Source organism: Mucilaginibacter myungsuensis (assembly GCF_015222005.1).
GTDB lineage: Bacteria > Bacteroidota > Bacteroidia > Sphingobacteriales > Sphingobacteriaceae > Mucilaginibacter > Mucilaginibacter myungsuensis.
The window spans coordinates 12,794-39,730 of sequence record NZ_JADFFL010000013.1 but is presented as its reverse complement, the minus strand read 5'-3'; the positions used below and the strand labels follow the sequence as shown (position 1 = coordinate 39,730).

Annotated in this window: 23 protein-coding genes and 1 riboswitch; of the genes, 6 read left to right on the top strand and 17 right to left on the bottom strand. The window is 47.5% G+C overall.

Annotated features, from left to right (window positions below; all coding sequences use genetic code 11):
- The first annotated feature begins 116 nt into the window (after nt 1–116).
- A complete protein-coding gene (locus IRJ16_RS21960; RefSeq protein ID WP_194113988.1) occupies nt 117–902 on the top strand; it encodes a TlpA family protein disulfide reductase in 786 nt (261 codons plus the stop codon).
- Here IRJ16_RS21960 and porD read toward each other — a convergent pair whose 3' ends face one another.
- The 4 genes from porD to IRJ16_RS21940 form a co-directional block, all read right to left on the bottom strand.
- Nucleotides 903–1,796, bottom strand: a complete 894-nt coding sequence (gene porD / locus IRJ16_RS21955; RefSeq protein ID WP_194113987.1) for a type IX secretion system protein PorD — start codon at nt 1,794–1,796, stop codon at nt 903–905. It lies immediately after the preceding gene.
- Nucleotides 1,793–2,992, bottom strand: coding sequence for a bifunctional phosphopantothenoylcysteine decarboxylase/phosphopantothenate--cysteine ligase CoaBC (gene coaBC / locus IRJ16_RS21950; RefSeq protein ID WP_194113986.1), 1,200 nt, complete (start codon nt 2,990–2,992; stop codon nt 1,793–1,795). Before coaBC ends, porD begins: the two co-directional genes overlap by 4 nt.
- Before the next feature lie 69 nt (nt 2,993–3,061).
- Entirely contained in the window at nt 3,062–3,766 is a 705-nt protein-coding gene (locus tag IRJ16_RS21945) for an NUDIX hydrolase (RefSeq protein WP_194113985.1), read from the bottom strand.
- Nucleotides 3,767–3,830: 64 nt separating this feature from the next.
- The gene (locus IRJ16_RS21940) at nt 3,831–5,474 is read right to left on the bottom strand and encodes a M28 family peptidase (protein WP_194113984.1); all 1,644 of its coding nucleotides are present in this window, start codon (nt 5,472–5,474) and stop codon (nt 3,831–3,833) included.
- A 225-nt stretch (nt 5,475–5,699) separates the two neighbouring features.
- On the opposite strand from IRJ16_RS21940, the gene IRJ16_RS21935 reads away from it, so the two are divergent.
- The 4 genes from IRJ16_RS21935 (at nt 5,700) to IRJ16_RS21920 (ending at nt 10,329) form a co-directional block, all read left to right on the top strand.
- Nucleotides 5,700–6,563, top strand: coding sequence for a pepsin/retropepsin-like aspartic protease family protein (locus IRJ16_RS21935; protein WP_194113983.1), 864 nt, complete (start codon nt 5,700–5,702; stop codon nt 6,561–6,563).
- Between the two features lie 105 nt (nt 6,564–6,668).
- A riboswitch (cobalamin riboswitch) is annotated at nt 6,669–6,862 on the top strand.
- Nucleotides 6,863–7,043: 181 nt separating this feature from the next.
- Entirely contained in the window at nt 7,044–9,362 is a 2,319-nt protein-coding gene (gene metE / locus IRJ16_RS21930) for a 5-methyltetrahydropteroyltriglutamate--homocysteine S-methyltransferase (RefSeq protein WP_194113982.1), read from the top strand.
- A 48-nt stretch (nt 9,363–9,410) separates the two neighbouring features.
- Nucleotides 9,411–9,797 (top strand): acyl-CoA thioesterase, encoded by a 387-nt coding sequence (locus IRJ16_RS21925; protein WP_194113980.1) that lies wholly within the window; start codon nt 9,411–9,413, stop codon nt 9,795–9,797.
- Nucleotides 9,798–9,807: 10 nt separating this feature from the next.
- Complete coding sequence (locus IRJ16_RS21920) at nt 9,808–10,329, top strand: DUF4269 domain-containing protein (protein ID WP_194113978.1); 522 nt, start codon at nt 9,808–9,810, stop codon at nt 10,327–10,329.
- A gap of 6 nt (nt 10,330–10,335) precedes the next feature.
- Here IRJ16_RS21920 and IRJ16_RS21915 read toward each other — a convergent pair whose 3' ends face one another.
- The 8 genes from IRJ16_RS21915 to IRJ16_RS21880 all read right to left on the bottom strand — a co-directional run bounded on the left by IRJ16_RS21915 (nt 10,336) and on the right by IRJ16_RS21880 (nt 21,183).
- Nucleotides 10,336–10,674, bottom strand: coding sequence for a hypothetical protein (locus IRJ16_RS21915; RefSeq protein WP_194113976.1), 339 nt, complete (start codon nt 10,672–10,674; stop codon nt 10,336–10,338).
- A 61-nt stretch (nt 10,675–10,735) separates the two neighbouring features.
- Nucleotides 10,736–11,212 carry a very short patch repair endonuclease gene (locus IRJ16_RS21910; protein ID WP_194113974.1) on the bottom strand — a complete coding sequence of 159 codons (477 nt, stop codon included), beginning with the start codon at nt 11,210–11,212 and terminating at the stop codon, nt 10,736–10,738.
- Between the two features lie 843 nt (nt 11,213–12,055).
- The gene (locus IRJ16_RS21905; RefSeq protein ID WP_194113972.1) at nt 12,056–14,284 is read right to left on the bottom strand and encodes a DUF7133 domain-containing protein; all 2,229 of its coding nucleotides are present in this window, start codon (nt 14,282–14,284) and stop codon (nt 12,056–12,058) included.
- Between the two features lie 20 nt (nt 14,285–14,304).
- Nucleotides 14,305–15,084, bottom strand: a complete 780-nt coding sequence (locus tag IRJ16_RS21900) for a ThuA domain-containing protein (protein ID WP_228080412.1) — start codon at nt 15,082–15,084, stop codon at nt 14,305–14,307.
- A gap of 284 nt (nt 15,085–15,368) precedes the next feature.
- Nucleotides 15,369–16,343, bottom strand: coding sequence for a polyprenyl synthetase family protein (locus tag IRJ16_RS21895; protein WP_194113970.1), 975 nt, complete (start codon nt 16,341–16,343; stop codon nt 15,369–15,371).
- 145 nt (nt 16,344–16,488) lie between these two features.
- A complete protein-coding gene (gene rnr / locus IRJ16_RS21890; protein WP_194113968.1) occupies nt 16,489–18,624 on the bottom strand; it encodes a ribonuclease R in 2,136 nt (711 codons plus the stop codon).
- 256 nt (nt 18,625–18,880) lie between these two features.
- Nucleotides 18,881–19,795, bottom strand: a complete 915-nt coding sequence (gene fmt / locus IRJ16_RS21885; protein WP_194113966.1) for a methionyl-tRNA formyltransferase — start codon at nt 19,793–19,795, stop codon at nt 18,881–18,883.
- Between the two features lie 89 nt (nt 19,796–19,884).
- Nucleotides 19,885–21,183 (bottom strand): exo-beta-N-acetylmuramidase NamZ family protein, encoded by a 1,299-nt coding sequence (locus tag IRJ16_RS21880; protein ID WP_228080410.1) that lies wholly within the window; start codon nt 21,181–21,183, stop codon nt 19,885–19,887.
- Nucleotides 21,184–21,281: 98 nt separating this feature from the next.
- Here IRJ16_RS21880 and IRJ16_RS21875 point away from each other — a divergent pair, with 98 nt between their 5' ends.
- The gene (locus IRJ16_RS21875; RefSeq protein WP_194113964.1) at nt 21,282–22,502 is read left to right on the top strand and encodes an ABC transporter permease; all 1,221 of its coding nucleotides are present in this window, start codon (nt 21,282–21,284) and stop codon (nt 22,500–22,502) included.
- A gap of 162 nt (nt 22,503–22,664) precedes the next feature.
- On the opposite strand, the gene IRJ16_RS21870 is transcribed toward IRJ16_RS21875, so the two are convergent.
- The 5 genes from IRJ16_RS21870 to mnmD all read right to left on the bottom strand — a co-directional run bounded on the left by IRJ16_RS21870 (nt 22,665) and on the right by mnmD (nt 26,914).
- Nucleotides 22,665–24,068: a porin family protein gene (locus IRJ16_RS21870; protein ID WP_194113963.1), complete on the bottom strand. Its 1,404-nt coding sequence runs from the start codon at nt 24,066–24,068 to the stop codon at nt 22,665–22,667.
- A 1-nt stretch (nt 24,069) separates the two neighbouring features.
- A complete protein-coding gene (locus IRJ16_RS21865; RefSeq protein WP_194113961.1) occupies nt 24,070–24,609 on the bottom strand; it encodes an RNA polymerase sigma factor in 540 nt (179 codons plus the stop codon).
- A 133-nt stretch (nt 24,610–24,742) separates the two neighbouring features.
- The gene (locus IRJ16_RS21860) at nt 24,743–25,186 is read right to left on the bottom strand and encodes a hypothetical protein (protein ID WP_194113959.1); all 444 of its coding nucleotides are present in this window, start codon (nt 25,184–25,186) and stop codon (nt 24,743–24,745) included.
- Nucleotides 25,187–25,249: 63 nt separating this feature from the next.
- Complete coding sequence (gene mazG / locus IRJ16_RS21855) at nt 25,250–26,053, bottom strand: nucleoside triphosphate pyrophosphohydrolase (protein WP_194113957.1); 804 nt, start codon at nt 26,051–26,053, stop codon at nt 25,250–25,252.
- A 150-nt stretch (nt 26,054–26,203) separates the two neighbouring features.
- The gene (mnmD, locus tag IRJ16_RS21850; RefSeq protein WP_194113955.1) at nt 26,204–26,914 is read right to left on the bottom strand and encodes a tRNA (5-methylaminomethyl-2-thiouridine)(34)-methyltransferase MnmD; all 711 of its coding nucleotides are present in this window, start codon (nt 26,912–26,914) and stop codon (nt 26,204–26,206) included.
- Nucleotides 26,915–26,937 lie beyond the last annotated feature (23 nt).

Genomic DNA, 26,937 nt, shown 5'->3' with positions numbered 1-26,937 from the left:
TGCCTTGAACAGGCATTGTGTTACAGGGTTTTTGCAGATAATTTGAGATAATAAAATAAACTAACATGTTAGTTTATTGGCGGTATTTGATCATATTTGTTTCTCGACCAACCATTATGAAACGTTTTGCCATTTTATTGCTTCTGATAGCTAACACGATCTTAGTATCGCCGGCCTTAGCTCAAACCACCTTAAAGGTGATCTCACCGCCAAAAGATATCATTAAGGATGTAAATGCCGTGTTGCGATATTATCAAAGCAGCCTACGGTTTGATGGGGACGTGTTGGCCTACGATGTAAAAGGCAAGCCCATCACTAAAAGTGCGTTATTAAAGGCGGTATCTACAGGCAATTACCTGCCGTTAAAGGTATCGACCAATAAGGCCCTGAACGAGTACCAGTTGTACGACATGCGGGGTAAGGCAGGTGAGGATGTAAAGTCGATGGTGAAGCAGATCGGGCGTACCTGTTATGGCAAGGATCAGCTGATGAATAAAAAGTTCCCGGCATTTAAATATGTGGATCTGGCCGGGAAAACATATACCCAGCAAAACACCAAGGGCAAAATATTGGTGCTGAAAGCCTGGTTCATCTCTTGCGTACCCTGCGTAGCCGAAATGCCCGAGCTAAACAAACTGACCGAAGAGTTTAAAGACCGTAAGGACATTGTATTTGTAAGTATGGCCTTTGACAGCCGCGCCGCGCTTAAAAAGTTTATGAAGACCAAAGATTTTAAGTACGCCGTAGTGCCTGTCACCACATCTTATTTACAGGATGATCTGCACATTACCGGTTATCCTGCTCATTTTGTGATCAATAAGCAGGGCGTGTTAGTAAGCATGGGATACGACCGCCGCGATATGATGACCGCATTATACAGGGAGGCAGCCAAAAAGATCTGATCAATAACTTAACTTTTGATATTTCAACCCATTGGCCGGATCGGCAATGGTAAGGATGTTTAACGCCTGGCCTTTATCTGCCACCTCGGCAAAGTTAAAAATGTTGACCAGCTCATCACTCTTAGCCGAGAAAAATAGGGTAGGCCACATCGCCCCGATGCGTTGCCTGTCCAACCCCACCAGCGACGGTAATATGCCCGATATCACCTTCCGGCCTTGTGCCGAATTTTCGGCCATGGCATCCAAGCCCGTGCGGTGATAGTCGTAAATAAAGGCGCGTAAATTGGTGTAGATCTTGTTGTTCAGGTTCTCGGCCAACCAATAACGGTTGGTATTGCTATCGAAAGCTTTCCAGCCTTTAAACGAGGCCGACTGCGCGTTGGTAACAATATTCAGCGCTTGCGTAAAGTAGGGGCTACCACCGAATTTAGAGAACGAATCGTAATCCAGCCCGACGATGATGTAAGCATAATAAGCCATCACCGCGCTCAGGTTGTTCTGGAAATTTTGGTCGGTATAATCAATGGTCTGCCCTTCGGTATAAGTAAAATCAAAATCCTTATCGTTGGTACTGAGTAGGGTAGTGGTGTACGACGAATTGTAGATAGGCCGTTGCGATTGCACCTGCAACTCGCCGCTGAAGTTGCTATTACCATCCCAGGCCGTAACGTTCAGGATAAAGTTGCACGTGATACGCTCTTCGAGTTTGATCGGGTCTTGCGCCCATTTACGCCCGTTCAGGAACTCGCGCATAGCGGTCTCCAAAGTTTGGAATATGCGTTTATTGGTGGTCTGTATTTTGGGCGTGAGTATCTGTACGCGGGCGTTCAGGTCCTGCGCACGGACGGCTACCGAGCAGCAAAATAGGATCAGGTAAAGCGACAGTTTTTTCATGCGTTCATCAATTCAATAACCTTTTTGCAAATATCTATCGCCACCTCGTCTTTGTTCTTTAATTCAAAAACGGTGCTCATTAATTCCCGGTCGATCATAGTGATCTTATTAGTATCCGTCTGGAAACCCGCGCCGGCATCGTTCAACGAGTTCAGGATGATCAGGTCGAGGTTCTTGCTTTGCAGTTTGCCAATGGCGTTTTGCTCCTCGTTGTGGGTCTCCAAAGCAAAGCCAACCAATATCTGGCCGTCGTGTTTTACCGAACCTAAGGTCTTCAAAATATCCACCGTTTTTTTTAGGTCGATATTAAAACGGTCTTCCTGCTTTTTTATTTTTTTGTCGGCGACTATCTCGGGGGTATAATCTGCCACGGCAGCGCTCATCACGCAAGCTTTGGCATCAGCAAAATGCAGCTGACAAGCTTCAAGCATCTCAGCTGCCGAGGTCACATCGATCCGTTCAATCTTAAATTTACTTTTCTGAGCCGATGGTCCCGATATCAAGGTGACATTTGCCCCCAGTTCCGCAAACCGATCCGCGATTGCGAACCCCATTTTCCCCGACGAATGATTGCCGATGAAACGCACCGGATCAATAGCCTCGTAAGTAGGCCCGGCGGTCACTAATATCTTTTCACCCTTTAGCGGGAGTTTTTTTTTTATTTCGGTCGATATAAATTCGGCTATCTCTTCCGGCTCGGCCATACGGCCTTCGCCGTGCAAGCCGCTGGCCAACTCGCCTGTGCCGGGTTGGATTATGCCGATACCGAATTGTTTCAGGCGAATAACGTTCTCTTGTGTGGCGTGGTGCTTCCACATATCCAGGTCCATAGCCGGCGCAAAATATACCGGGCACTTGGCTGATAGGTAAACCGCCATCAGCAGGTTGTCGCACAGTCCATTAGCCATTTTGGCAATGGTATTGGCACTGGCTGGAGCGATGATCATCATATCGGCCCACAGGGCAAGGTCAACGTGGTTATTCCATTCGCCCGTCTCGGGTTTGTAGTACTCCACAAATACCGGTCTTTTAGATAGGGTAGAAAGTGTCAACGGGGTAATGAAAGCGGTCGCGTCGTCGGTCATAACAACCTGCACTTCGGCACCAGCCTTAACTAATAAACGCACCAGCAAAGCCGATTTATAGGCCGCTATGCTGCCGCTCACCCCTAAAACTATCTTTTTACCTTCAAGCATATCTAAAGCAAAAATAGTTTTTTATAATGAAACAGCGGGCTTTGCAACGGTTGCTTTATTTGGTGCCGGTCAGTCTTTGAAGAACCTGTCCGGATTAGGGATAAAATTCAGGAATGCCTCAAAGTTTTCCAGGTAGTTGCTTTGGTTAAGCTTATAGTAGAATGCCCCTTTTTTTGATGATAATTTTTCTTTCTCAGGCAATTTGATCAGCAGGTTGGTTGATAATACCTTACGGCTAAAATTCCTGTCATCTAACTTAGATTGATAGATACCCTGATATAATACCTGCAATTGCGGAATGGTAAATTTCTCAGGCAATAACTGAAACAGAATAGGGTGAAGGGCCGCTTTATAGCGCAATTGCTTTTTAGCCATCTTCACCATTTCGGTATGGTCAAAGATCAGCTCGGGTAATTCGTTCAGGCCGAACCATTCGGCGTTGTGATCGGTAGTGATCTGCTTGGCGTATTTATTAATATCGATAAGTGCGAAATAGGCGACTGATAGTGTCCGCTCTACAGGGTCACGATCAGGCTTGCCGAAAACGTGCAACTGCTCAAGGTAAACATTCTGCAGACCGGTCAATTGTTGCAGGATGCGGTTGGCGGCATCATCGGTGGTTTCGGTGCGTTTCACAAAGCCGCCCATTAAACTCCAATGGTTCTTCATGGGTTCCATGCCGCGTTGTATCAATAGCAGTTTAATGGTGCTGCCGTCGAAACCAAAAATTATACAATCTGTCGCTAATAAAAATCGCTCCTGCTCCGGGTACATTTAGGTTTTATTGGTGGTACTATAAATTGGTACCACCAATATATGCTGTTTTTTGCACGTAGACCTAATTTTTTTCAAAAATATCGCCTTTATTCCATGTTGGGCGCTCGGTAGTGTTGGCAATAATGTAACCGATGAGGAAGTTAAGCTGGGCATATTTGCGGCCGGCATCAAAGTCGAACATACCGTTAATATCGTCCTGTGGTTTGTGATAATATTTCTCGCGCCAAACTTTTACCAGGTCGTTCAGGTTGTTTTTGCCATCCGGGGTACGCGCGCCATATTTAATGTGCAAAGCCGGAATACCCTGAACCACAAAGCTATACTGATCGCTCCGCACAAAACGGTTCTGCTCCGGTTCGGGATCAGCCTCCACGGTCAGGCCCATATAAGCAGATGCTTCGTCGACCACTTTTGCAAGCGATGAATGCTCGGCACCCAAAGCGGTAACTGACAACAATGGCGCAATAATAGTGGGCATATCCGTATTCACATCAGCCACCATCGACTTGACCGGAATAGTAGGGTGACTTGCAAAATAACCCGAACCCAGCGTGCCCAATTCCTCGCCGGTAACGGCTACGATGATGATCGAACGCTTCGGTTTCACTTTCAGATTATGATAAACCTTGGCGATCTGCAATAAACTCGACACGCCCGAAGCGTTGTCGTGCGCGCCATTATAGATCGAGTCGCCCTGAACCGGGGTGCCAACACCAAGGTGATCCAGGTGAGCACTGTGAACCACGTATTCATTCTTCAATTTCTTGTCCGATCCTTCTATTTTACCAACGATGTTAAAACCGGCCACGTCCACATAATTGAAATCGGCAGCGGCGCTGATCTTTGATGTGGTGGGGAACGACACGATCTTACCTTCTTTTAACGACGGCAGCAACTGACTTGCATCCTTGCCCGCTGCCGAAGCCAACGTCCGTAGCGTTTTATAACCCACCGCGGCCAGCATTTGCACACCGCCAAAGTAAGTACGTGATACTACCGGTTGGCCTTTGTCATCCATAATACTATAGGTACCGCGACGGCCCGGGTTAGCCAACGTTCCACGGGCCGTAGAATCGCCGGTAGCAAGGATAACGCCAATAGCGCCGTGAGCAGCGGCATTCTTTTGGATAGTATTGAAGTCCATATTGTGCGACGCATTAGATGACGGGAAGCTTGTAGGCGCACCACGAACGATGACCACGATCTTGCCTTTAACGTTCATGCCGGCGTAATCATCGCGGCCCATTTGTTTATCGGTGATGCCATAGCCAACGAAAGCTAATTCGCCCGACGAGCTTACATCCTTATGGACAGGATCCGGATAAATAAAAATATCGGTATTGTATTTAAGGCTGTCGGCCTTCCCGTTAACGATCAGCGATGCCGAACCTGCTTTACCTGCAAAGGTGCGGCGTAAGCGAACGGCCTGTGTCCAGCCGCCGTTTTCGCCTGCGGGTTGTACACCGTAACTTTTTAGCTTATCGATCACAAAGTCGGCCGCCATTTGAAAACCCGGCGAACCCGGCGCGCGACCAAGCAATTTATCATCGGCCAGGTAAGTAATAGCGGCTTTCATGTCGTCGCCACTGGCGGCCTGCATAGCCTGATCCACACCCTCGCCATACTTTTTTGTTTGCGCGTGCGCGTTAGTTAAACCCAAAACAAGCGCACAAGCCGCGCCCGCAGTCATCAACCTTAATTTCATAATACAGTTAATAGTTATAAGAAGCCAAGATAAATATTTAAGGAGGAAATGAAAGTAACTTGATCGTTATATGGGGGAGGGGCGAACGTTAAAGGTTTAAAACTAAATAAGTAGTTTTTTTAATAAATTAACTATATCTTTAGTCGAAATATGAGAGCATATATTTTACTTCCCCTTATCGTTTTGTGCATTTGTTCGTTCAAACCATCGCCGTCTCTGTTCACAATGATCAACCTTGGTAAGACGGTTCCAACTGATACGGTGCGTTTCGATATGGTAGGCAACCATATTGTGGTTGAAGCGATGGTTTTTGATTCGATAAAAGTGAAACTGATCTTTGATACCGGGGCAGATGGGCTATATATCGATTCCACCTTCGCTAAGCGGCACGGCCAGATCACCGGCAACCTGAAAGATCCGGATCCGGCAGAACGGGTTAAATACGCCAGGTCACTTGGTTTGTTAAGGTCTAAATTGGCAGCGATCAAGGTCGGTAACATTAATACTACTTTGCGCCCTGCGATCATTGATCTGAAAGGAACGACCATAAAACATGCAGACGGATTAGCAGGTTTAGATCTGATGGCTAAATATGTGATGGAAATAAATTACAAACAAAGGTTTATCGTTTTTCACAGCCCGGCAACATTTAAAGCGCCGGTCAAAATGCCTCAGATACCGATCACCCGCACCGGATTTAACCGCTATTTATTGGATCTGGAATTTGATAAGGGCACTGAACTGAAGGTGAAAGGACAAGCCTATTTAGACTTGGGCTATGGGCCAAAACAGATCGGGATCGGTAGCATCATGGCCGAAAAAAATGATCTGATAAAAGCACTTAAGGCAACAGCAATGGAAGTGAAAGGCCGATCTTTAACAACTGAAAAAGTTACCTATTATTCAGCATCCATGCGTTCGGTTAAAATTGGTGATCTATTGATAGATACGCCAAAGATAAGATTGATGCGTTCTACAGGCAAAGGCAACAGCAATACCAGTTTGAGCTTTGTGGGCAACTACATTTTTTCGAGGTACACCACAGTCTATTTCGACTTTCAGGGCCGTAAGATCTATCTGGATAAGTAGGGGAGATGAATGGCAAATGTTGGTCAGGATGCGCCACAAGGCTTTTTGATCTACATTTCTCGATCCTATTCCCTACCTTCGTCCCCGAAATAAGTTCTTTACTTTTCTTCATCAACCGGTATAGGTTTTACTTAACGTGAATTAATAGGGAACCGTGTGCAAATCACGGACTGTCGCGCAACTGTAAGTAACACAACCAAGTTTTTGCCCATTAGATGCCCACTGTCCGCTTAACAACGGATGGGAAGGGCGGCAAAAATGTTACAAGTCAGGAGACCTGCCTGTACCGAATTGACAATGCTCTCGCGGTATGGGGCAAAGGTCAGGTCTGATGCGCATTCTAAAAAAACATAGGTGATCTTTTACGGGGTGGCCTGTGCCTGCTTGCGCCTGCCTTTCTTTTATCCCGTCCGCACGATCGCATTGCGAAGCTGAGCTAAGCGCTTTTAACCGAATTATTTATTTAATTTTTTAAAAGACATGTTAACGCAAAACCTGGGTTACCCGCGCATTGGTAACCAACGCGAACTAAAAAAAGCCTGCGAAGCCTATTGGGCAGGCAAAAGCGGACTGAAAAACGTGATGACCGCCGGTAAAGCCATCCGCCACCACAACTGGCAACTGCAAAAGGATGCCGGGATAGACCTGATCCCGAGCAACGATTTTTCGTATTATGATCAGGTGCTGGACCATTCCCTGCTGTTTGGCGCTATTCCCAAACGTTATAATGAGGTGATCACCAAAAACGGCGGCGAAGAACTGGATTTGTACTTTGCCATGGCCCGCGGCTATCAAAAAGATGGGCTGGATGTAACGGCGATGGAGATGACCAAATGGTTCGATACCAACTATCACTACATTGTACCCGAGTTTTATAAGGATCAGCAATTTAAGCTGTTCTCTACAAAGGTGATCGATGAGTTTTATGATGCCAAACAATTAGGCATTATCACCAAACCTGTGCTGATCGGTCCGGTATCGTACCTGTTGCTGGGTAAAGAGAAAGAAGCCGGGTTTAGCAAGATAGACCTTTTGAGGAACCTGTTGCCGGTCTACATGGAGGTCATCACCAAATTAAAAAATTTAGGTGCCGAGTGGATCCAGTTCGACGAGCCATTCCTGGCCATGGATCTGACCGAAAAAGAAAAACAAGCTTTCCGCGAGGCCTATAAAGCTATCCGTGCGGAGTTCCCTTATTTAAAGGTCTTGCTGGCGACGTATTTCGAGGCACTTGGCGATAATACCGCGTTGGCGACATCATTACCAGTCAATGCCCTGCATATCGATCTGGTCCGCGGGCCGCAACAGTTGGATGAAGTGATCGCGCAATTATCAAAGGATACTATTCTGTCTTTGGGTGTGCTCGACGGTCGCAATATCTGGAAGAACGATCTTGAAGCATCCCTGCAGTTCATCAATAAAGCAATAACCGCTATCGGAGCTGATAGAGTTTGGATCGCACCATCGTGCTCGCTGATCCACTCTCCCTGCGATCTGGATAATGAAAAGAAAGAGGATGTGCTGACGTCCGAGATCAAACAATGGCTGTCCTTCGCCCGCCAAAAAGTAGATGAGGTGGTTACGCTTAAAAAGCTCGCATCGGGGCAGCCCTCCAATTCGGCTTTGCAACAATTAGAGGCTAACAAAAAAGCACAGGCCGAACGCCGCAGTTCTACGCTGATCCATAACCCGCAGGTGAAAGAACGTGTGGCGGGTATCACAGACGCTGATTCGCAACGAGCTAACAGCTTTGCCACGCGAAAGATCGTTCAGCAGGATCTGTTGCAGTTACCGTTGTTCGCCACTACTACTATCGGCTCGTTCCCGCAAACGGCTGAGGTGCGGAGTTGGAGGGCATCGTACAAAAAAGGTTCGTTAACTGATGAGCAATACGACCGACTGATAGCCGACGAGACCGCCAAAGCTGTAAAATGGCAGGAAGAGATCGGTCTGGACGTTTTGGTGCATGGTGAATTTGAACGTAACGATATGGTAGAATATTTTGGCGAACAGCTGGATGGTTTTACCTTTACGCAGAATGGTTGGGTACAAAGCTACGGCAGCCGTTGTGTGAAACCGCCGGTAATTTATGGCGATGTTTCGCGCCCGGTGGCCATGACGGTAAAATGGTCGGCCTATGCGGCTTCGCTCACCCAAAAATGGATGAAGGGTATGCTGACAGGCCCGGTGACGATATTGCAATGGTCGTTCGTGCGGAATGATCAGCCACGGTCGGCAACTTGTACGCAGATCGCACTGGCCATTCGCGATGAGGTGGTGGACCTGGAAACCGCCGGTATTAAAATTATCCAGATAGATGAGCCTGCTATTCGCGAAGGTTTGCCATTACGCAAAGCCGACCGCGAAAATTACCTGTACTGGGCGGTAAAAGCCTTCCGCATATCGGCCAGCGGTGTGCAGGACGATACGCAAATACATACGCATATGTGCTACTCGGAATTTAACGATATCATTAGCAATATTGCCGATATGGATGCCGATGTGATCACCATAGAAACATCACGCTCGCAAATGGAACTGCTGGATGTATTTGCCGACTTTAAATACCCTAACGAGATAGGGCCGGGTGTGTACGATATCCACTCACCGCGAGTGCCTAACCGTGCCGAGATGGGCCACCTGCTTAAAAAAGCAGCAGCCGTGATCCCTGAAAGCCAGCTATGGGTAAACCCCGATTGCGGCCTGAAGACCCGCGGCTGGGACGAGACCAAAGCCGCGCTGATAGAAATGGTTGCTGCCGCCAACGAGATGCGCGAGACCGTTAAGCAAGAAGCATAATAAACCAGATCGGGGCGGTAAATGCCGCCCTGATCTTTATACACATACATGACCTTAGAAGAAAGAATTGCCCGCTCCGAGACACGCATTTTTAAGACCGTGTTCCCTAATACCACCAACCACTACGATACGCTTTACGGCGGTACCGCCATGCATTGGATGGATGAGACCGCTTTTATAGCCGCTACCAGATTCAGTCGCCAACGTATGGTGACCGTTAGCAGCGATAAGATCGACTTTAAAAAGTCCATCCCCGCCGGCACGATCATCGAATTGGTAGCCCGTGTAGGCCACGTAGGCAACACCAGCCTGAAAGTAGATGTAGAGATCTATATAGAACAAATGCACGCCGAAGGCCGCGAGTTAGCCATCCACGGCAGTTTTACTTTTGTGGCTATCGATGAAAATAAAAAGCCGGTGAGGATAATCAAGTAGACGATGTTCCATGAATTTTAAGGACATCACTTATCTATCTCAAGGCTCGGCAGAGCAGCAACGCATCTATAAATTGCTGGTGCAGACGGATATCTTGGAGTCCTTAAAACAGTATGACCCAATTGTGGTCGGCACTTTTCCTTTAGATATTCAAGTAGCAACAAGTGATATCGACATCCTCAGTCAAGCCAATGATCTTGAACAGTTGGCGCAGCAGATGACGGATGCGTTTGGGAAGGAGGATGAGTTTAAGATCAATAGGGTAGCTGCCTTAGCTGGTCCGGCAATAGTCGCAAGTTTCAAAATAGCAGGGCAGGAGTTCGAACTATTCGGGCAGGACGTACCCTCCGATCTGCAGATGGGCTACCTGCACATGGTGAAGGAATACGAGATATTACAAAAGTTCGGCGAAAAGTTTAAGCAGCAGGTGATCGCCCTAAAAGCATCAGGCATAAAGACCGAGCCTGCCTTTTGCCAATTACTTGATATCGACGGCGATCCTTATCTGAACTTACTAAAATACGAAGTTTAATTTGCGCTACTGCACATCAGGTTGACGCGAAGCCTTACTTAATTGTCTCCAGGCGTTAAATACCCCGAAAAGGATAAAGCAGACAATGAACACATATACCCAGATAGAAATATCGTGGCCGAAAATGATAATATATAAATAAGGGATGCTGAACCCAGCCCCGGCACACATTAGCGACTTGGTGACGGGTTTCTTTTTACGCAGGTTCTTAACCGTCCAGGCCAGGCAGGTCACAAAGATCACTTTGCTGGTGAAATATAGCGGACCCAATATCCAGGGGTTCACCCCGTGATCCTCGCCCAGGCTTTCAAGCCAATTGCCAAATGCGGTAAGGTAATCGTTCATTGCGGATGCAAGGTAGAAATAAAAGCGACAAAGTATTTATCAAAATAAATTACGCATACGGCTACGTCAGCGCCTGCCGGGCATTCACCTTTGCCACAATGTTATCCGCGGCAGCCTCGGCGTCTTTTTTTAACTCGCATTCCCACACAGTGATCACCTGCCAACCAAGGTCGGTAAGCTGATCCGCTTTAGCTTTATCACGCGCCACGTTACGGCCAAATTTATCAGCCCAAAATTCGGTATTATGTTTAGGCAGCGGATGGGCGCAGATAGGGCATCGGTGCCAAAAACAACCATGAACAAATACGGCCACCTCACGCCCCGGGAAAGCGATATCCGGCCGACCGGGAGCTTTTTTCCAGTTCAGTCGATAACCACGCAGGCCTTTGGTCCAAAGCAGTTTGCGTAGCTTAACCTCAGGGTCGGTGTTCTTGGCCTTAATGGCGCTCATCACCTTAGAAGTGGTCGCGCTTTTAGGTACCGGCGAGCGTTTATCGCGTACGTATTCTTTAATCGCTATTGTTTTGCTTTTGGCCATTGTGTAAAGATACGAACGGATGGGGGATGGGTTTGTTTAAGGTTAAATGCTTTGCGAAGTTCGAAGATGGCAGGTATATTTACTTATGGCGTTTAGAGTTAAAAATGCTCCTATAAGCATCAGTAGGGTGGTAACACCATTGGGCGAAGTGAAATGCGGACTCAATGGGAATCCGTCAAGCTGTGAGATCTCAGAACAGGTTAAGTACGAAAACGGTTTTTCCACGATCATGGTTATGCCCAACTATGAAGTCGAGTTGATCAGTTTTCAGCCACCGTGTGATCGTCCTCAGAGTCAGTATGTAACTATGTCAACTGGGTGGCTTTGGCGTATTCAAAAGCTTACAGATGCGGTTGACCCAATTGAGCTATATTGTAGGTTCACTCCCAAAAGGAATCAGGAAATAGTCTACGATACCGCATGTGTAGAGTCATTAGATGCCGTAGAGATATACGATAAGGATTGGCGAATACATATCGGGACAGAGGATGGTGAAGCATTGCACTACAGGGCTTTAAAAAATGACGGCTTCCCATCAAGGCTTAACGATATTGTTAGCGTTGATAGGTCTATTGTTATCAGAAATCAGTTCGGTTTTAATAGTTTTCTTCCTCATTTGAATAAGGGAGAGCATTTACACATGCACTTGTTATGGCTTACGGCGGTCAAGTTGACGAAAATGTTGATACATGGTTAGCAGTAGATGTAACAAAGAGTAAGATCGAGAATTGGGTAGGTGTTTAAAACCCGTTTAGAAGTAGAGTTTAGTGAGAGATAATCCCTAAAAACCACAAAAAGCCGCTCCTTTGCAGAGGCGGCTTTTGATGATGCGGTGTATAGGTTTTATTTAGCATTCAATTCGTCCATGGTCCAGTTGGTGGTGCGGCCCTGGGTTTTCTCTCTTACTTTTTTAACGTCGGCTGCCGTGACTACTTTGGCTTTGTTGCCCAGGTCGTTACGGATAAAGCTGATGACGGATGCAATGTAGGCGTCGTCATTATGGCCGAGGGCAGGCATCACGTCAGGGTAAGTTTTACCGTCGACAGGACCTTTTAAGCCATGCAGTAATATCTTGATCAGTTTTTCCGGATCACCAACTACGTCTTTATTATTAGCCAAAGCCGGGGCAGGGGTGCTGCTGCCTACGGTGATGCCCTTGCCGTCGCTGCCATGGCAGGTTTGGCAAAGCTGTTTAAAGATCACGCCGCCATCCAGAACCAATTTCTTTTCGGCATCGGCCATGGCGCGGGCGTTACGAGCCGAACGTTCGCGGTCGGCTAACAGGCGTTCGTATTTAGCTTGCGACGCTACGAAAGCCGCGTTACTTGCCGGGGCTTTGCGCAGATAGGCCACCACATCATCCGCCTTTTGCGACTTGATGAAACGGGAGGTCAAGGCTACTTGCATACGCACGTTGGCGTTCGGATCTAATTTTAACGGCTCTATTTTGGCCATTACCTCGTCGGTATTTTCAGGCAGGAAGTCCTCACTTGCCCAAATTGCCGTTTTGCGCACCTGAGCGTCCGCATCATTAAAAGCGTAGAATAAAACATCTTTGTTTAGCGCGCCCATACCATTCAGTGTCCACAAGGCGTGGATACGCGCCATTGGCGACAGGTTAGTTTTAACCATCGACTCTAATGGAGGCACTACGCTTGCATCCTTGCGTAATACCAGTAGTTTTTGGGCGGTCTCTCTCCACCAGCCGTTGGCGTTGGCTAATTCGGGAACCAATTCTGCCGATGACCTTTTCAATAGGTCCGGGCGTTTTTTAGGGTCTTTAAAGCCATCGTAAACTACTCGGTAGATCCTACCGCGCCCGATATTTTTATCCAAACCTTTCTTTTGGATCTGCGGGCGTAGATAGCTGTCGCTACGTGTCCAGTTGCCCTCCTGAATAATGCCGTGGTACATATCCACAATATAAAGCGCCCCATCCGGGCCGGTAGCCGAGTTGACCGGGCGGAAATTCAAGTCGGCCGAGGCCATAAATTCTTCTTTTTGATAGGCGTTCACCAACGTGATCTTGCCATTAGTATTTACCACCTTGGCCCTACGCACCAAACGGCCCACCGGTTCGCATATGATCAGGTCGCCTTTCAGATCGGCAGGTAATTTATCACCACGATAGATCGACTGGCCATTACAAGCCGTAAAGTGGTTAAGTGTGCTGTCATCCTTACGGTAACGCTGCGGGCCGCCCTGCACATCCGGCGTAGACACGATAGGCCATACCGCCTGAAACTCGTCATTGAACTGATCATTAAAGTTAAAGCTGCCGTAATGCGGCGGCTGCTGAAAGTTAAAAGCAGGATTCTCGCCACCGGCAGATGAAAAGTAAAGTTTACCATAATCATCGTTAGCCAAACCCCACTGCCCGCCTCCCGACTCGATCATCGGTTGAGGGATCAGCTTATCGTTCATAAAACGGTAGCGGGTAGCATCAACGGTCACGTAAATGCGGTTATCCAGATTCCAAAGCAGCCCGCTGCGCTGGTGCTCCAGGTTGCGGGTATCGGCTACATCGGTTTTGTAAACGATCTTTTTAACGTCGGCTTTGCCGTCGCCATTGGTATCCTCGTAGCTGTAAATATTCTCGTTATAGGTCTCGTTCACTAACAGACGACCGTCCAGCGGTAATATCATGCGTGGCAGCAGCAGGCTATCGATAAAGATGGTCGCCTTATCCATCTTGCCATCGCCATTGGTATCCTCCAAAAGTTTGATGCGGCTAAGCGACTTATTCTCGCCCGTGCCGTCAATATCCTGCATGTAGGTATTCATCTCGCAAACGAACATCCGTCCGTTGCCATCCCAGGCAATAGCCACAGGTTCGCTCACCATCGGCTCGCTCGCTACCAATTGCAGGTGATAGCCTTTAGGGAGGTAGATATTCTTCATACTCTCCTCGGGTGACATCGGCGCAGGGTTAGGCTTACGGTTGACGGCTATTTTGCCGTCCGCATCACGCTGGACCGGATTGTTTTTAACGTAACGGGGCGTGCTGCAGGTGTACAATATGGCCGCGCCCAACATCATGCCGCCAAGCGATAGGGTCTGTTTCTTATTCATGTAATGGTGATATCGATAGCTTAGTTTTTAGGTGCTTTTTTTCCCATGGCGTATTTAATGCCGCCGAGGATGTGTTGCAGATATAGCGGGTCGGCAAAAGACTCGTCGGTATGACCCAACTCGGTGTAGAATGCCCGGCCGCCGTCATAGTCATGATACCAGGCCATCGGGTGCTCGTCGCCCATTTTGAGGTCGTCGCTAACATCATAACTTCTCTCGTCTATATTGATCAGCACGTGCACATTTTTAGGGGCGGCTTTAAAAGTATACCACTCGTCCACTCGTTCCCAAATAGTAGGAAGATGTTTAGTCGCTATGTGTTCTGCGTCTACGATCATAAGATCTGCTTTTTGTGTTGCCGGGTGGCCTTTAAAGTAAGCGCCTATCAAACGTCCATACCACGGCCAATCGTATTCGCAATCAGCCGCAGCGTGGATACCCACAAAACCACCTCCACCTTGAATGTATTTTGTGAATGCTGCTTCCTGCTCAGAGTTGAGCACGTCGCCGGTGGTACTGAGGAAAACCACTGCAGCGTATCGTTTTAAATTGTCGGTAGTGAATTGAGAAGCTTCTTTGGTTTCATCTACATCGAATTTGTTCTCGGTCCCCAGCTTTTTTATGGCAGGTACACCTACCTCGATAGAGTTATGATGAAAACCTACGGTTTTTGAAAAAATCAGGACTTTCGGAACGGGTTCCACCGTTGGAAGTGTTGGCGAAGAGGTTGACCGACAACACATCCCGCACAAGCCCGCCATTATCGCGATACCGCGAATGGTTTTGGTAACGTTTTTCATGTTTTGGTTTATGAAAGTTTACAAAGGTTAACATTTTTCCGATTATGCAATCGATTGCAATGTTTAACAATAATAAGGAAATTGGTTTGATATTTCCAAAATTGTTTTGTGGATGTTACAAAGAATTTCGGCTTGATGAGCTAACCACAAAGTGCACAAAGGTGGGAAAACAAAAGGTCACAAAGCTTTGCACTTAGTTATGCAAGGCTTTGTGACCTTTGTGAAAATCTTCGTGTCCTTAGTGGTTAAAATGCCCACTGCAAACTAAAAACTGCCAACTGAGCCTAATACTCCCTCACCAATAAACTATCTGCAAAAGCGCGTAAATATTGCTTATGGCTATCGGGCAGGTCCAGTTCATCAAGTGTGGCGAACGAACGGCCGGCGTAGATCTGGATGGTTTCAGTGGCCAATTGGCGGATGTTGAGTTTATTGTAAATGGCGGTTACGGCGGCTACTTTTTGTTGCGGGTCCGGGTCGACGGTGTCGAGCCAGTTCTGTAGTTCGGTGGCGGTGATGTCGTCGGCCAATTCTTGGGCGCGGATGAGCAGGAAGGTTTTTTTATTGGCCAGGATATCGCCGCCTACTTGCTTGCCGAATTTTTCGGGGTCGCCGTATATGTCAAGGATATCGTCTTGTAGTTGGAAGGCTACGCCTAATTGCTCGCCGAAGGTGTAAAGGAGCGAGGCATCCTTTTCAGTCGCGCCGCCGATAAGGGCACCGATCTTTAGCGCGCCGCCTAATAACACCGAGGTTTTCAGGCGGATCATATTGATATATTCATCAGCCGATACACGGTCGCGGCTTTCGAAACTCATGTCGTATTGCTGCCCTTCGCACACACCGGACGCGGTCTCGTTGAAGATGTCCATCACCGGGCGCAGAATCGCATCGTCGACCTGTAGCATCAATTTATTAGCTTCTACCATCATGGCGTCGCCGGATAGGATGGCTACGTTCTGGTCCCATTTTTCGTGCACGGTGATCTTGCCGCGACGCAGGGGGGCTCTGTCCATAATATCATCATGCATCAGCGTGAAGTTATGGAACACCTCAATAGCCAAAGCTGCTTTAATGGCTTTGTTCACGTCGCCGCCGAACAGGTCGCAGGCCATTAGCAACAGGGCAGGGCGCATGCGCTTACCACCCAGCGACAGGATGTAGCTTATAGGTTCGTACAGGTCGGGCGGTTGGGAGGGGTATTTAGTCTCCGCAACTGCTTTGGATATAATACTTTGTAATTCGTTAAGATCCTTCATTAATACAATATGGTGTTGTCGTCACCTTTCTACAAGTCATGCCGAACTTGTTTCGGCACCCCATCATGCAATTCAGTTTGCATATCTCTCACAAGCTGATCACCCGTCCCGTGGGTTCCCGAAACAAGTTCGGGATGACCTGCCACTATTTATCCAGCACCAAAGAAAAATCTATCTGTTTTTTGGTCAGATCCACATTTTTTACTTTGATGCGCACCTCGTCACCTAACTGGTAAACCTTCTTTTTACGCTGACCGATAATGGCGTAATTTTTCTCGTCTAAGGTATAAAAATCGTCACTAATATCTCGCAAGCGTATCATGCCCTCGCATTTATTTTCGATGATCTCTACATACATACCCCACTCGGTAACGCCCGAAATGATGCCGTTATAGATGCTGCCGATATTATCTTGCAGGTATTCAGCCTGTTTGTATTTGGTTGATGCACGTTCGGCGTCGGCCGCTTTTTTCTCCATAGCCGAACTGTGCGAACATAGTTTTTCGTAAGCCTCTGCATCAGCACTCTTGCCGCCGTTCAGGTATTCGAACAACAAACGGTGCACCATTACATCGGGGTAACGACGGATCGGCGAGGTGAAGTGCGTATAATGATCAAAGCCTAAACCATAGTGGCTTGCACTTTTAGTGGTATATATCGCCTTGGCCATGCTACGGATAGCGAGGTGGGTCAACACGTTCTGTTCTTTTTTGCCCTCAACATCGGTCATCAAAAAGTTAAGCGACTTGGCGATCTCCCTGCCCGATTTCATATTGATCTTATACCCGAACCTTGCGGCAAACGTAGCGAAGTTACCCAACGTTTCCACATTAGGCTGATCGTGTGCGCGGTAAACAAAGGTATATTTCTTTTTGCCTTTGCCCAGTTTGCTTACGTACTCTGCCACCTTGCGGTTAGCTAAGAGCATAAAATCCTCGATCAGTTTGTGGGCGTCTTTACGCTCTTTCACATAAACACCGATCGGTTTGCCTTTTTCGTCCAAGGTGAATTTTACTTCTTTGGTCTCAAAGCTGATAGCACCGTGTTTAAATTTCTCATCACGCAGTTTATGGGCCAAAGCGTTCAACTGCAGTAGTGCGTCGCTGTTCTCGCCGGTGCCGGCCTCTAATATTTCCTGCACCTCTTCGTACGAGTAACGACGATCGGAGTGGATCACCGTTTTGCCATACCATTCGGTAACGATATGCGCTTCGGTATCCAATTCAAAAACCGCTGCAAAGCATAACTTATCTTCCTTAGGACGCAGTGAGCACAACCCATTAGATAATCTTTCAGGAAGCATCGGGATCACGCGATCTACCAGGTAAACCGACGTCGCACGCTCAAAAGCTTCTTTATCTAATGCTGAGTCAGGTATAATATAATGCGCGACATCAGCAATATGTACACCTACCTCAAAGTTGCCGTTATCAAGCACACGGTAAGATATCGCGTCGTCAAAGTCCTTGGCATCAACAGGGTCGATAGTAACTGTCAGCGTATTACGGAAATCGCGGCGTTTGGCGATCTCTTCGGGAGTGATCACATCAGGTATCGCTTCTGATTCATCCTCAACCTCTTTAGGAAAGGATGTCGGGAAACCGTATTCGGCCAAAATGGCGTTCATCTCGGTATCGTTCTCGCCTTGGGCACCTAATACTTGTTTGATACGGCCGATAGGGTTCTTAGCGTCCGTTGGCCAATCGGTAATCTCAGCTACAGCTTTGATACCATTCTTGGCACCATTCAGTCCTTCTAAGGGGATGAAGATATCGTGCATCATCTTACGGTCGTCGGGCACAAAAAATGCGAAACGCTCAGATAGTTTCACGATACCGGTAAACTCGGTCTTGTTTCTTTTAATGATCTCGATCACCTCGCCCTCTTTGCGTTTGCCTTTGCTTTTAGCATAAACGTAAACTTTCACGCGGTCGCCATGCAGGGCGTTCTTTAATTTGCGCGGCGCGACGAAGATATCGTTCTCTTCGGGTTCGTCGGTTACGATAAAGGCCGAGCCGTCGTTGGTCAGATCTACTTTGCCTTCTATGAAGGTCTTCAATTCCAGCAGTTGATATTTACCAGGTGACACTTGTTTAAGCGTGCCGGCAAAAGTTTCGTCTTTAAGTATTTCGATAATAGCTTCACGCGCGTCGTCGCGTATATTAAGTGCAGCAGATATCTGCTTGTAGTTCAATGGTTCATTTCCATTCTTCTCAAAAACATCCATCACCATTTGGGTGAGGACCGTCTTGAACGAAGAATTACTTTTCTTTTTAGACATAGGTATTTCTTGTAATTATTACGAATGTACGTAATAATACGGGTAAAGGTTATAACGAGGGAATTGGGGGGATGTTTTGGGGGAGGGGGTTGAACCAACGGTTGTTCCTAAATCCCTGCTTGGGGAGTGGCGCGTTGGGCGGTGTTAAAATGGCAGGGAGGGGTTGGTCAGCTTTGCATTGTGGCTAACCCCTCCCTGCTTGCGCTCGTGCCTTACGCGCCCCTCTCCAAATAGAGAATTAGAATAGTTTGCGTCTCTACAACCTCACACCTCTCAAAAACTCTTCAACACCCATGCGTTTCTTACCCTCTAACTGCACATCGGTCACGCTGATAAAACCATCCTTGCAAGCAAACTTCAGGAACGTTTTATTATCGGTCAAAAAGGCTCCTGGCGATATGCCCGGCTCGGTCAGTGTTTTAGTGGTAGCGAATACTTTTAATGTTTTACCATTCAACGTGGTGAAGGCGGTTGGGTAAGGACTTAAGCCGCGGATGCGGTTGTATACCACATCAACCGATTGGGCGAAGTCGATATTGCAATCGTCCTTAAATATCTTGGGCGCGTGTTTAATATCGCTCAGGTCAAAACTCTCTTGCGGGTGCTCCTGATATTTGCCGCATTCTACCGCTTTTACGGTTTTTACTAACAGTCCCGCACCTTTATACATCAGGCGGTCGTGCAGTTCGCCCGCTGATTCATCGCCCGTAAGGGTGACTTTTTCAGTAAACAGGATATTGCCGGTGTCGATATCCTGTTTCAAGAAGAAGGTGGTTACGCCGCTCTCTTTTTCGCCGTTAATGATAGCCCAGTTGATTGGGGCAGCACCCCGATATTGTGGTAGTAAAGATCCGTGTAGATTGATGGTCCCTTTGGGTGGCATAGACCATACCGCTTGCGGCAACATGCGGAAGGCAACCACAACTTGCAATTCGGGTTTTAAAGCTTCTAACTCCGCTAAAAACTCGGGGCTTTTCAACCTTTCGGGTTGAAGTACGGGTATACCACGCGATACGGCGAATTGCTTTACCGCCGACTCGCTCAGTTTTTGGCCGCGGCCGGCGGGTTTATCAGGTGCGGTAACCACACCAACAACGTCCGCGCCCGAATCTAATAATGCCTCTAACGATGCTACCGCAAAGTCGGGCGTACCCATAAATACTATTCTCATAAGTGTAAGCCCTCCCAACCCTCCCTAAAGGAAGAACTATTTTTAAAGCCCTCTCCCTCGGAGAGAGTTTGGGAGAGGTGTTGTGTAATTTATTTATACAGCAGATATTTCTTCCTCATCAGTTTGAACTGACTCAGTTTAGGCTCCCAGCTTATACGGATCTGTTCCTCCGTTTGGCCAGCCTCTATCTGTTTACGCAATTCTTCGGACCCTGTCAGCTTAGTGAAATAGGCGTTGAAGAATTTACTTTTGTCCGGACTTTGCTTGTAAAGCGTAATGATCCACGACAGGTTCAATTTACCACTTTTAAATAGCTTTTCAAGGTCATATTTACGTAGATCTATGCCGTAGCAGGTCTGTCCCTTCAGCGGCGGGTTGTCGCTTACGCCCGCGATCGGCTGCGGGGTGAACGCGAATTGGTATTGTCCTTTCAATGCCGGGCCACCTGCCACCTGGAAAGGGAATTGCGTACCACGACCGAGACTCAGCGTAGTCCCCTCAAAAAGGCAAATGCTCGGGTATAATATCACCGACTGGTAAGTGCTCAAATTAGGCGACGGGTTCACGGGGAGCCTATACCGCATGGCGTGGATATAATTAGCTACCTTGATCACCTTGATCTTACATTTTATGCCACCTTTCAGCCAGCCTTCGCCGTTGATCATTTGGGCATACTCGCCCAAGGTCATACCGTGACTGATCGGTATCGGGTGCATCCCCACAGACGAACGGAAAGCGGTATCCAACACACCACCGTCCACCAAATAGCCGTTAGGGTTTGGGCGATCCAGTATCATTAGTTCGATGTTGTTCTCGGCGCAGGCCTCCATTACGTAGTGCATAGTGGTGATATAGGTGTAAAAGCGCGCGCCAACGTCCTGCATATCAAATATCAACACGTCCAATCCTTTCAAGTCATCGGGGCGGGGTTTGTGTTTACGGCTACCGTAAAGGGATAGGGCAGGGATGCCGGTTTTTGGGTCGATGGTATCTTCCACTTTACCGCCGTCGGCCGCATTGCCGCGGAAACCGTGCTCCGGACCGAAGATCTTTTTAATGTCTACACCAAGACTTACCAAACTGTCTACGCTAAAAGTATTCTTTTTGCCAATGACCGATGTTTGGTTGATAACCATGCCCACTTTTTTACCTTTCAGGTAATGGATGTAAAGCCAGGTCTGGTCGGCGCCGGTCATTAAGTTTTTAGCGGTTGGTACTTTGCTGTACCTCAGGTCGTCGCCGTCGCCGTAAACGTCATCGTCTTTTGATGGTGTTACCGGGTTTAAATGCGGCATTGGTGTGGGCGCGGGTTTCACCGGCATTATGGGCTGTGCCTTAACGCCTAAAACCATCAATATAGGTAAAAACAAAAGTGTGCTGATCTTCATTCTTGTGGTGTTAAATAAGCAGATCGTTAACCCGAAGCAAAATAACGCCATTTCGGGCTTAATTCTGCATCTTTGTTAAAATACAAATAATACACCACTTGAGTTTTTCCACCTTCATCGCCGCCCGCATCAGCTTCAGATCAAAGCGCACTTTTTCGCGGTTGATCGTTCGTATTGCCATTATTGGTATTATGCTGGGCCTAAGCGTAATGATCCTCACCATTGCCATTGTAAAGGGCTTTAAGCAAGAGATACGCGGCAAGGTGCGCGGTTTTGGCGGTGATATCTCCGTGATCAAATACGATCTGAACACATCGTACGAAAACTCATCCTTCAGCACCAGTCCGTCGGTCATCCGGCAGATCAAGGCTAAGCCATTTGTCACCGGCGTATCGGCAGTTGCTACCAAGGCGGGTATCATCAGGGCCAATAACGAGATAGAGGGCGTGTTGCTGAAAGGTGTGGATACCGATTACGACCGCCGCTTTTTTGCCGAAAATATGGTATCGGGTAAGCCGATAGATCCCGCCGATACATCGGGCAAGGATCAGATCATGATATCCACTTACACGGCCACCCGCCTTAAACTAAAAATGGGCGACAGCTTTGTGATGTATTTTATGATGGGCGATCACCCGCGTAAGCGTAAGTTCTTTATCACCGGTATTTACGATGCCGGGGTTGAGGAGGTTAACAAGACCTATGCGGTAGGCTCGCTGAAAGTTATACAACTCCTGAATAACTGGAAACCGGGCGAGGTTGGCGCTTATGAAGTGCGTGTAGCCGATTTTGAAAAACTGCACCGATCCAATAAAACCATCAGGGACGTGATCCCGGTAGATCTGCGGTCGATCACCATTTTAGATACTTATCCGCAATTGTTCGAGTGGCTGCATTTGCTGGATGCCAACACCAATGTATTGATCGCTTTAATGCTGGCTGTGGCGGTGATCAATATGATATCGGCCCTGCTGGTAATGATACTGGAACGCACCACCATGATCGGCTTACTGAAAGCCCTGGGAAGCAACAACTGGAAGATACAGGAGATATTTTTGTACAACGCAGGCTATCTGATCGGTCTTGGGTTGTTATTAGGCAATCTGCTGGGGATAGGCCTCAGCTTGCTGCAATACCATACGCATGCCTTCAAACTCGACCCGGCATCTTACTACATGAAATTTGTACCGATACAATTAGAATGGGCCGATGTATTAGCGTTGAATCTTGGTACGCTGGCCGTATCGCTGCTCATCCTCATCCTGCCATCCATGCTGGTAAGCCGCATATCGCCGGTGAAGGCTATTAAGTTTAAGTAGGGTCAGTTAATTAGAGGTTAGTTAATTAGATATCAGGTGAGAATTTACGAGAACCCACATTCCTCTAAAACCTAATACGATCGCCTGCATTCCTCTCTAATCTCTAATCTCTAATCTCTAATCTCTAATCTCTAATCTCTAATCTCTAATCTCACATCTCCTTCACTGCTTTTTTGCTCCCGAAAAATTGAACCTCAGATTGACACCGCCGGACCCGAATTTGATCTGCTCTAAACCTAAGCCACCCAAAGGGTATTTAAGGAATGGTTCGACCACCAATCGGTGGTTTTTACCCAGCGGATAACCTACACCGAAAGAGACGTTCAACGTTTTGGCCAGGTAGAACTCGCTAAAGGTAGCCTGGGTGGTTTGTTTTTCGCTAACATTACCGTTGCTGAATTCGGATACGTAGGTCTCATTCAAAAAAGTACCCGAACTAACCCCCGCCGAAATAAAAGTGTCGTTCTTTTTAGGGTCGAACTGATATTTTAAGTTCAGCGGTATATCTACCCCTATCAGGCTGGCACGGTAGTTTTTAGGGATCCGTGCTGTGTAAGATAATCCAGACCCATATGCGTTGCTGTTGTCGGCATAAGCATTACTAAGGCCAACTTTTAGCGCAGTCGCATAAAGCTGGCTGCCCTTGTAGGTGTCGTAATTGTAGTTTAACGAGTTTTGGGCAATAGCTATACCCGTGGTCAGTTTAATGTGGTTTGTGATGTTAACGTCCGAGCTTAGCCCTGCGCCCACGTTAACCCGGTTCTCGCTGCCATCGGCGTAGTTAAAGAAAGTGCCTGCGTACAGGCCGATCACCACTTTTTTATCGGCTTTAGTGTTTTTCTTTTCCTTATCGATTACCGGTTTGTCCATAGCCAGCATCCGCGCCATAGCCTCGGCCGAATTGGTGATCACCGGTTTGGTATCGGTTTTAGTTTTATTATCAAACACCTGATCAACGCCGGTATTACCCGTAGCTATTTCCTTTGTTTGTTCTGCTACAGTGTTGTTTTGTTTGGGTTGGTTTGCGGCAATGTATCCTTCTTTAACGGGTTGGGTAGGCTTCTCTTGCGCGTTGGCCTGCTCATCGGTCGCATTCGACTGCGCCGCCGGCTTATTGCTTGCGATGTTACCTGTCTTTTCCCTGCCGGAAACTGGCCTTGTATTTTTTGCAGTATAACGCGCAGGTGACTGAGCGATCTTACCTGTGGCATCGGTCGGCTTAACTGCAAATGGTGTTGAGCTCACCGGGGCACCCTCAGTGGTTTGCTTGCTATCGGCAGGCTTTATCGCTTGCTCAACCTTTTCGGTCTGCTTTAAAGCAGGCGCGGTGTTTTGCGCAACCTGTTGTTTAGGCTGATCTTTGCCCGTGCCGAACCATAATCCAATACCTAGTAACACCACCGCGGCAGCGGCATACCACAACCAGGCCAGGCTACGCTCTTTAGCCTTGGCCGGGAACTTTTCGCGCAACAACAACCAGCCTTCGTCGGCTGATGGGTCTTCGAGATCGTCGAAGACCTCCCTGATGCGATCGTTAAGTTGCTGATGTAGTTTATCCTCGTCCATGTTATATCGCAACTATTAATTTCCTTAATTTCTCTTTGGCCCGCGCCAGATATACCCTTGCCGAACTGGCCGGGATATTCAACTCGGCCGATATCTCGTCATGGCTGTAACCATCTATCTCGTACATGTTAAAGACCGTGCGCTGGATAGCGGGTAGGGCATCCAGCAGTTTCAAAATATCCTGTGCATTAATGTTCTCTATGATGAACGTGCCCGACCGTATCGGCGCCGCGTCATCCAGATCGGTGGTCAGCTGGTGTTTTAACTCGCGGCGGCGGCTGTCAATGGCTGTATTTACAATGATGGTGCGCAGCCAAGCTTTAAAAGGCCTGTCGGTATTGTAATTGCCTATGCCGTTAAAAACCTTTATAAAGGCATCGTTCACCGCCTCCAAAGCATGGTCGCGCGTTAAGCAGTAGCGTAACGCCACGCCCATAGCAAAGCCATAGTAATGCTTGTACAGCATTTCCTGGTGCTTAAGACTGCCTTGTTTGCAGTGGCCTATCAATTCAGTTTCGGCCACGCTTGCGGGTGGATGCATTAATATTTGAGTACAGGTACTGATATCGCTTGTCTGTTTTGCTATAGATTACGCAAACAGGACCGATAACGTTACAAGCGATGAAAAAATAATAGTAAAAAAATAAAGCCATCTGGTAGATGGCTTTTAATGACTATAGTTTGGAGTACCTTAAGTTGTAGTAAAAACCCAGTGTGTCTTGCACGGCCTGTATCTTTAAAATGTCGCCATCATAACCGTAGCGGTAACCGCTGGTGAGGTGGGCTTTTTTGCCGTCGGCGGTAGCCATGGTAAAGTCGTTAAACCCAATGTAAAATTCATCTATGGTGTAGGTGCCATAGCTGCCGGCATGCACGGTAGTAGTGTCCCCGGTCACTTTAAATTTTTTTAAATAAGCATCAAGCGATAACTCCAGATTGCACCTCACGGTATCATATTTTTTGGTAGTACGACTGTAATGCACCCGCATAAACTGTCCTTTAAAATTGCCGTACGGGATAATAAGTTGCGCGGCATTCTCGTCCGGCTTTTTAACGCAGCCGGCGGCAAGCATGGCAATAAACGGAGCAAAGCATAACAGTGTAAATATTTTTTTCATATCACAGTTCATAATTGGGCATACGGGTAAAGTTAGCTAAACGTTACAAGGGGCTATAATATTTTATAACTTTTTAGCTTCGTTCCAAAAAACATCCATTTCGGCCAGGGTCATATCCTGTAAAGCGCGGCCTTGCTCAACGGCTTTACCTTCCAGATACTGGAAACGTTTTATGAATTTGCGATTGGTCTTTTCCAGCGCGTCCTCAGGGTTGATGTTGATGAAGCGAGCGTAGTTGATCAATGAGAACAGCAGATCGCCAAACTCTCCTTCAGCTTTTTCCTTATCGATAGAGCTATTCTCCACCACATTAAATTCGGCCTTGAACTCCTGCAACTCTTCCTCTACCTTTTCCCAAACTTGCTCCTTACGTTCCCAGTCGAAGCCGATACCACGGGCTTTCTCTTGTATGCGCGATGCTTTTACCAATGCCGGTAAGGATGCAGGCACACCGCCCAATACCGACTTATTGCCTTCCTTCAGTTTGATCTTTTCCCAGTTGCGTTTTACGTCGGCTTCGTCGTTCACTTCGGTGTCGCTGTAAATGTGTGGGTGGCGGTTGATCAGCTTATCGCAGATGCCATTCAGTACCTGCGTAATATCAAAGTCTTTGGTCTCGGAACCGATACGGGCGTAAAACACCAGGTGCAGCATAATGTCGCCCAGTTCCTTGCGGACCTCCTGCATATCGCCGCTCAGGATAGCGTCGGACAGTTCGTAAGTTTCCTCGATGGTGAGGTGGCGTAAGCTTTCCATGGTCTGTTTCATGTCCCATGGGCAGTTCTCGCGCAAATCGTCCATAATGCGCAGCAAACGTTCGAAAGATGTAGCGGGGGTAAGACCGGTATCCGGAGGTATAATAGCCATGTGGTAAAGGTAGGGATTAAGTCTTGAGTTCTGAGTCGAAAGTCTTAAGTTCTAAGTCTTAGGTGAAATTCAAAAGTAAAAAGGGAAAGACCGAATGGTCGCTATTACCCTTGGACCCCCACTTAAGACTCCCAACTTAGAACTTTCGACTTAAGACTCCCGACTTAAAACCGCCCTCAGCATCTCCCTCTTCCCAGGCGCGCCGGGTGCTTTCTCTACTTTCAGGCTCAAGGCTTTCAGCATACGTTTTAAATTACCGGTGATGGCGTACGTTACGAATATGCCGCCCGGCCTCAGGAATTTGACCGTGTGAGCGATAGCTTCCTGATTCCACATTTCGGGTTGATGAATGGCAGCGAAGGCGTCGAAGTAGATGACATCGTAAAGTTCGTCGCTGGTAAAATCGGTCAGTTTAGTGTGGGCGGTTTTTAACTGGCAGTGCTCATTCACCTGAACTAAATGGTTGATAGATGACGGGTACCAACTTTGAAAATTCTCCCAGGTAGATGGTGATACGTATTGATCATATCCGGTCTGACCGAGCATATCAGTACTCAACGGATAAGCCTCGATACCGGTGTATTCCAGTTGGATATTGTTTTTGGTGCAAAAGTCGGCGGTCACCAAAAAGTTGAGGCCAGTGCCTAAACCGACCTCTAAGATCGATGCTTTATCACCCCCGGTCAGTTCCAAAAAATGGCGCAAGCCCGAATTGAGGAACACGTGGATACTCTCCTGCAAGGCCCCATGTTTAGAATGGTAATTCTCGCCAACCTGCGGGTTCCAGATGGTTTTAGAGCCGTCACCAGTGGTGACGAAGGATAGGCCTTGGCCCGGATCGATATTATTGTTGTCGCTCATAAAGCCTTTTACCTTTCGCCTTT

Coding starts and splice junctions, on each gene's coding strand:
- metE (WP_194113982.1), top strand. CDS start 7,044: ATGTTAACGCAAAACCTGGGTTACCCGCGCATTGGTAACCAACGCGAA.
- mazG (WP_194113957.1), bottom strand. CDS start 26,053: ATGGCTATTATACCTCCGGATACCGGTCTTACCCCCGCTACATCTTTC.
- IRJ16_RS21960 (WP_194113988.1), top strand. CDS start 117: ATGAAACGTTTTGCCATTTTATTGCTTCTGATAGCTAACACGATCTTA.
- IRJ16_RS21870 (WP_194113963.1), bottom strand. CDS start 24,068: ATGGACGAGGATAAACTACATCAGCAACTTAACGATCGCATCAGGGAG.
- IRJ16_RS21920 (WP_194113978.1), top strand. CDS start 9,808: ATGAATTTTAAGGACATCACTTATCTATCTCAAGGCTCGGCAGAGCAG.
- rnr (WP_194113968.1), bottom strand. CDS start 18,624: ATGTCTAAAAAGAAAAGTAATTCTTCGTTCAAGACGGTCCTCACCCAA.
- IRJ16_RS21935 (WP_194113983.1), top strand. CDS start 5,700: ATGATCAACCTTGGTAAGACGGTTCCAACTGATACGGTGCGTTTCGAT.
- IRJ16_RS21915 (WP_194113976.1), bottom strand. CDS start 10,674: ATGAACGATTACCTTACCGCATTTGGCAATTGGCTTGAAAGCCTGGGC.
- coaBC (WP_194113986.1), bottom strand. CDS start 2,992: ATGCTTGAAGGTAAAAAGATAGTTTTAGGGGTGAGCGGCAGCATAGCG.
- mnmD (WP_194113955.1), bottom strand. CDS start 26,914: ATGAGCGACAACAATAATATCGATCCGGGCCAAGGCCTATCCTTCGTC.
- IRJ16_RS21940 (WP_194113984.1), bottom strand. CDS start 5,474: ATGAAATTAAGGTTGATGACTGCGGGCGCGGCTTGTGCGCTTGTTTTG.
- porD (WP_194113987.1), bottom strand. CDS start 1,796: ATGAAAAAACTGTCGCTTTACCTGATCCTATTTTGCTGCTCGGTAGCC.
- IRJ16_RS21860 (WP_194113959.1), bottom strand. CDS start 25,186: ATGAAAAAAATATTTACACTGTTATGCTTTGCTCCGTTTATTGCCATG.
- IRJ16_RS21945 (WP_194113985.1), bottom strand. CDS start 3,766: ATGTACCCGGAGCAGGAGCGATTTTTATTAGCGACAGATTGTATAATT.
- IRJ16_RS21895 (WP_194113970.1), bottom strand. CDS start 16,343: ATGAAGGATCTTAACGAATTACAAAGTATTATATCCAAAGCAGTTGCG.
- IRJ16_RS21900 (WP_228080412.1), bottom strand. CDS start 15,084: ATGAAAAACGTTACCAAAACCATTCGCGGTATCGCGATAATGGCGGGC.
- fmt (WP_194113966.1), bottom strand. CDS start 19,795: ATGAGAATAGTATTTATGGGTACGCCCGACTTTGCGGTAGCATCGTTA.
- IRJ16_RS21910 (WP_194113974.1), bottom strand. CDS start 11,212: ATGGCCAAAAGCAAAACAATAGCGATTAAAGAATACGTACGCGATAAA.
- IRJ16_RS21865 (WP_194113961.1), bottom strand. CDS start 24,609: ATGCATCCACCCGCAAGCGTGGCCGAAACTGAATTGATAGGCCACTGC.
- IRJ16_RS21925 (WP_194113980.1), top strand. CDS start 9,411: ATGACCTTAGAAGAAAGAATTGCCCGCTCCGAGACACGCATTTTTAAG.
- IRJ16_RS21880 (WP_228080410.1), bottom strand. CDS start 21,183: ATGAAGATCAGCACACTTTTGTTTTTACCTATATTGATGGTTTTAGGC.
- IRJ16_RS21905 (WP_194113972.1), bottom strand. CDS start 14,284: ATGAATAAGAAACAGACCCTATCGCTTGGCGGCATGATGTTGGGCGCG.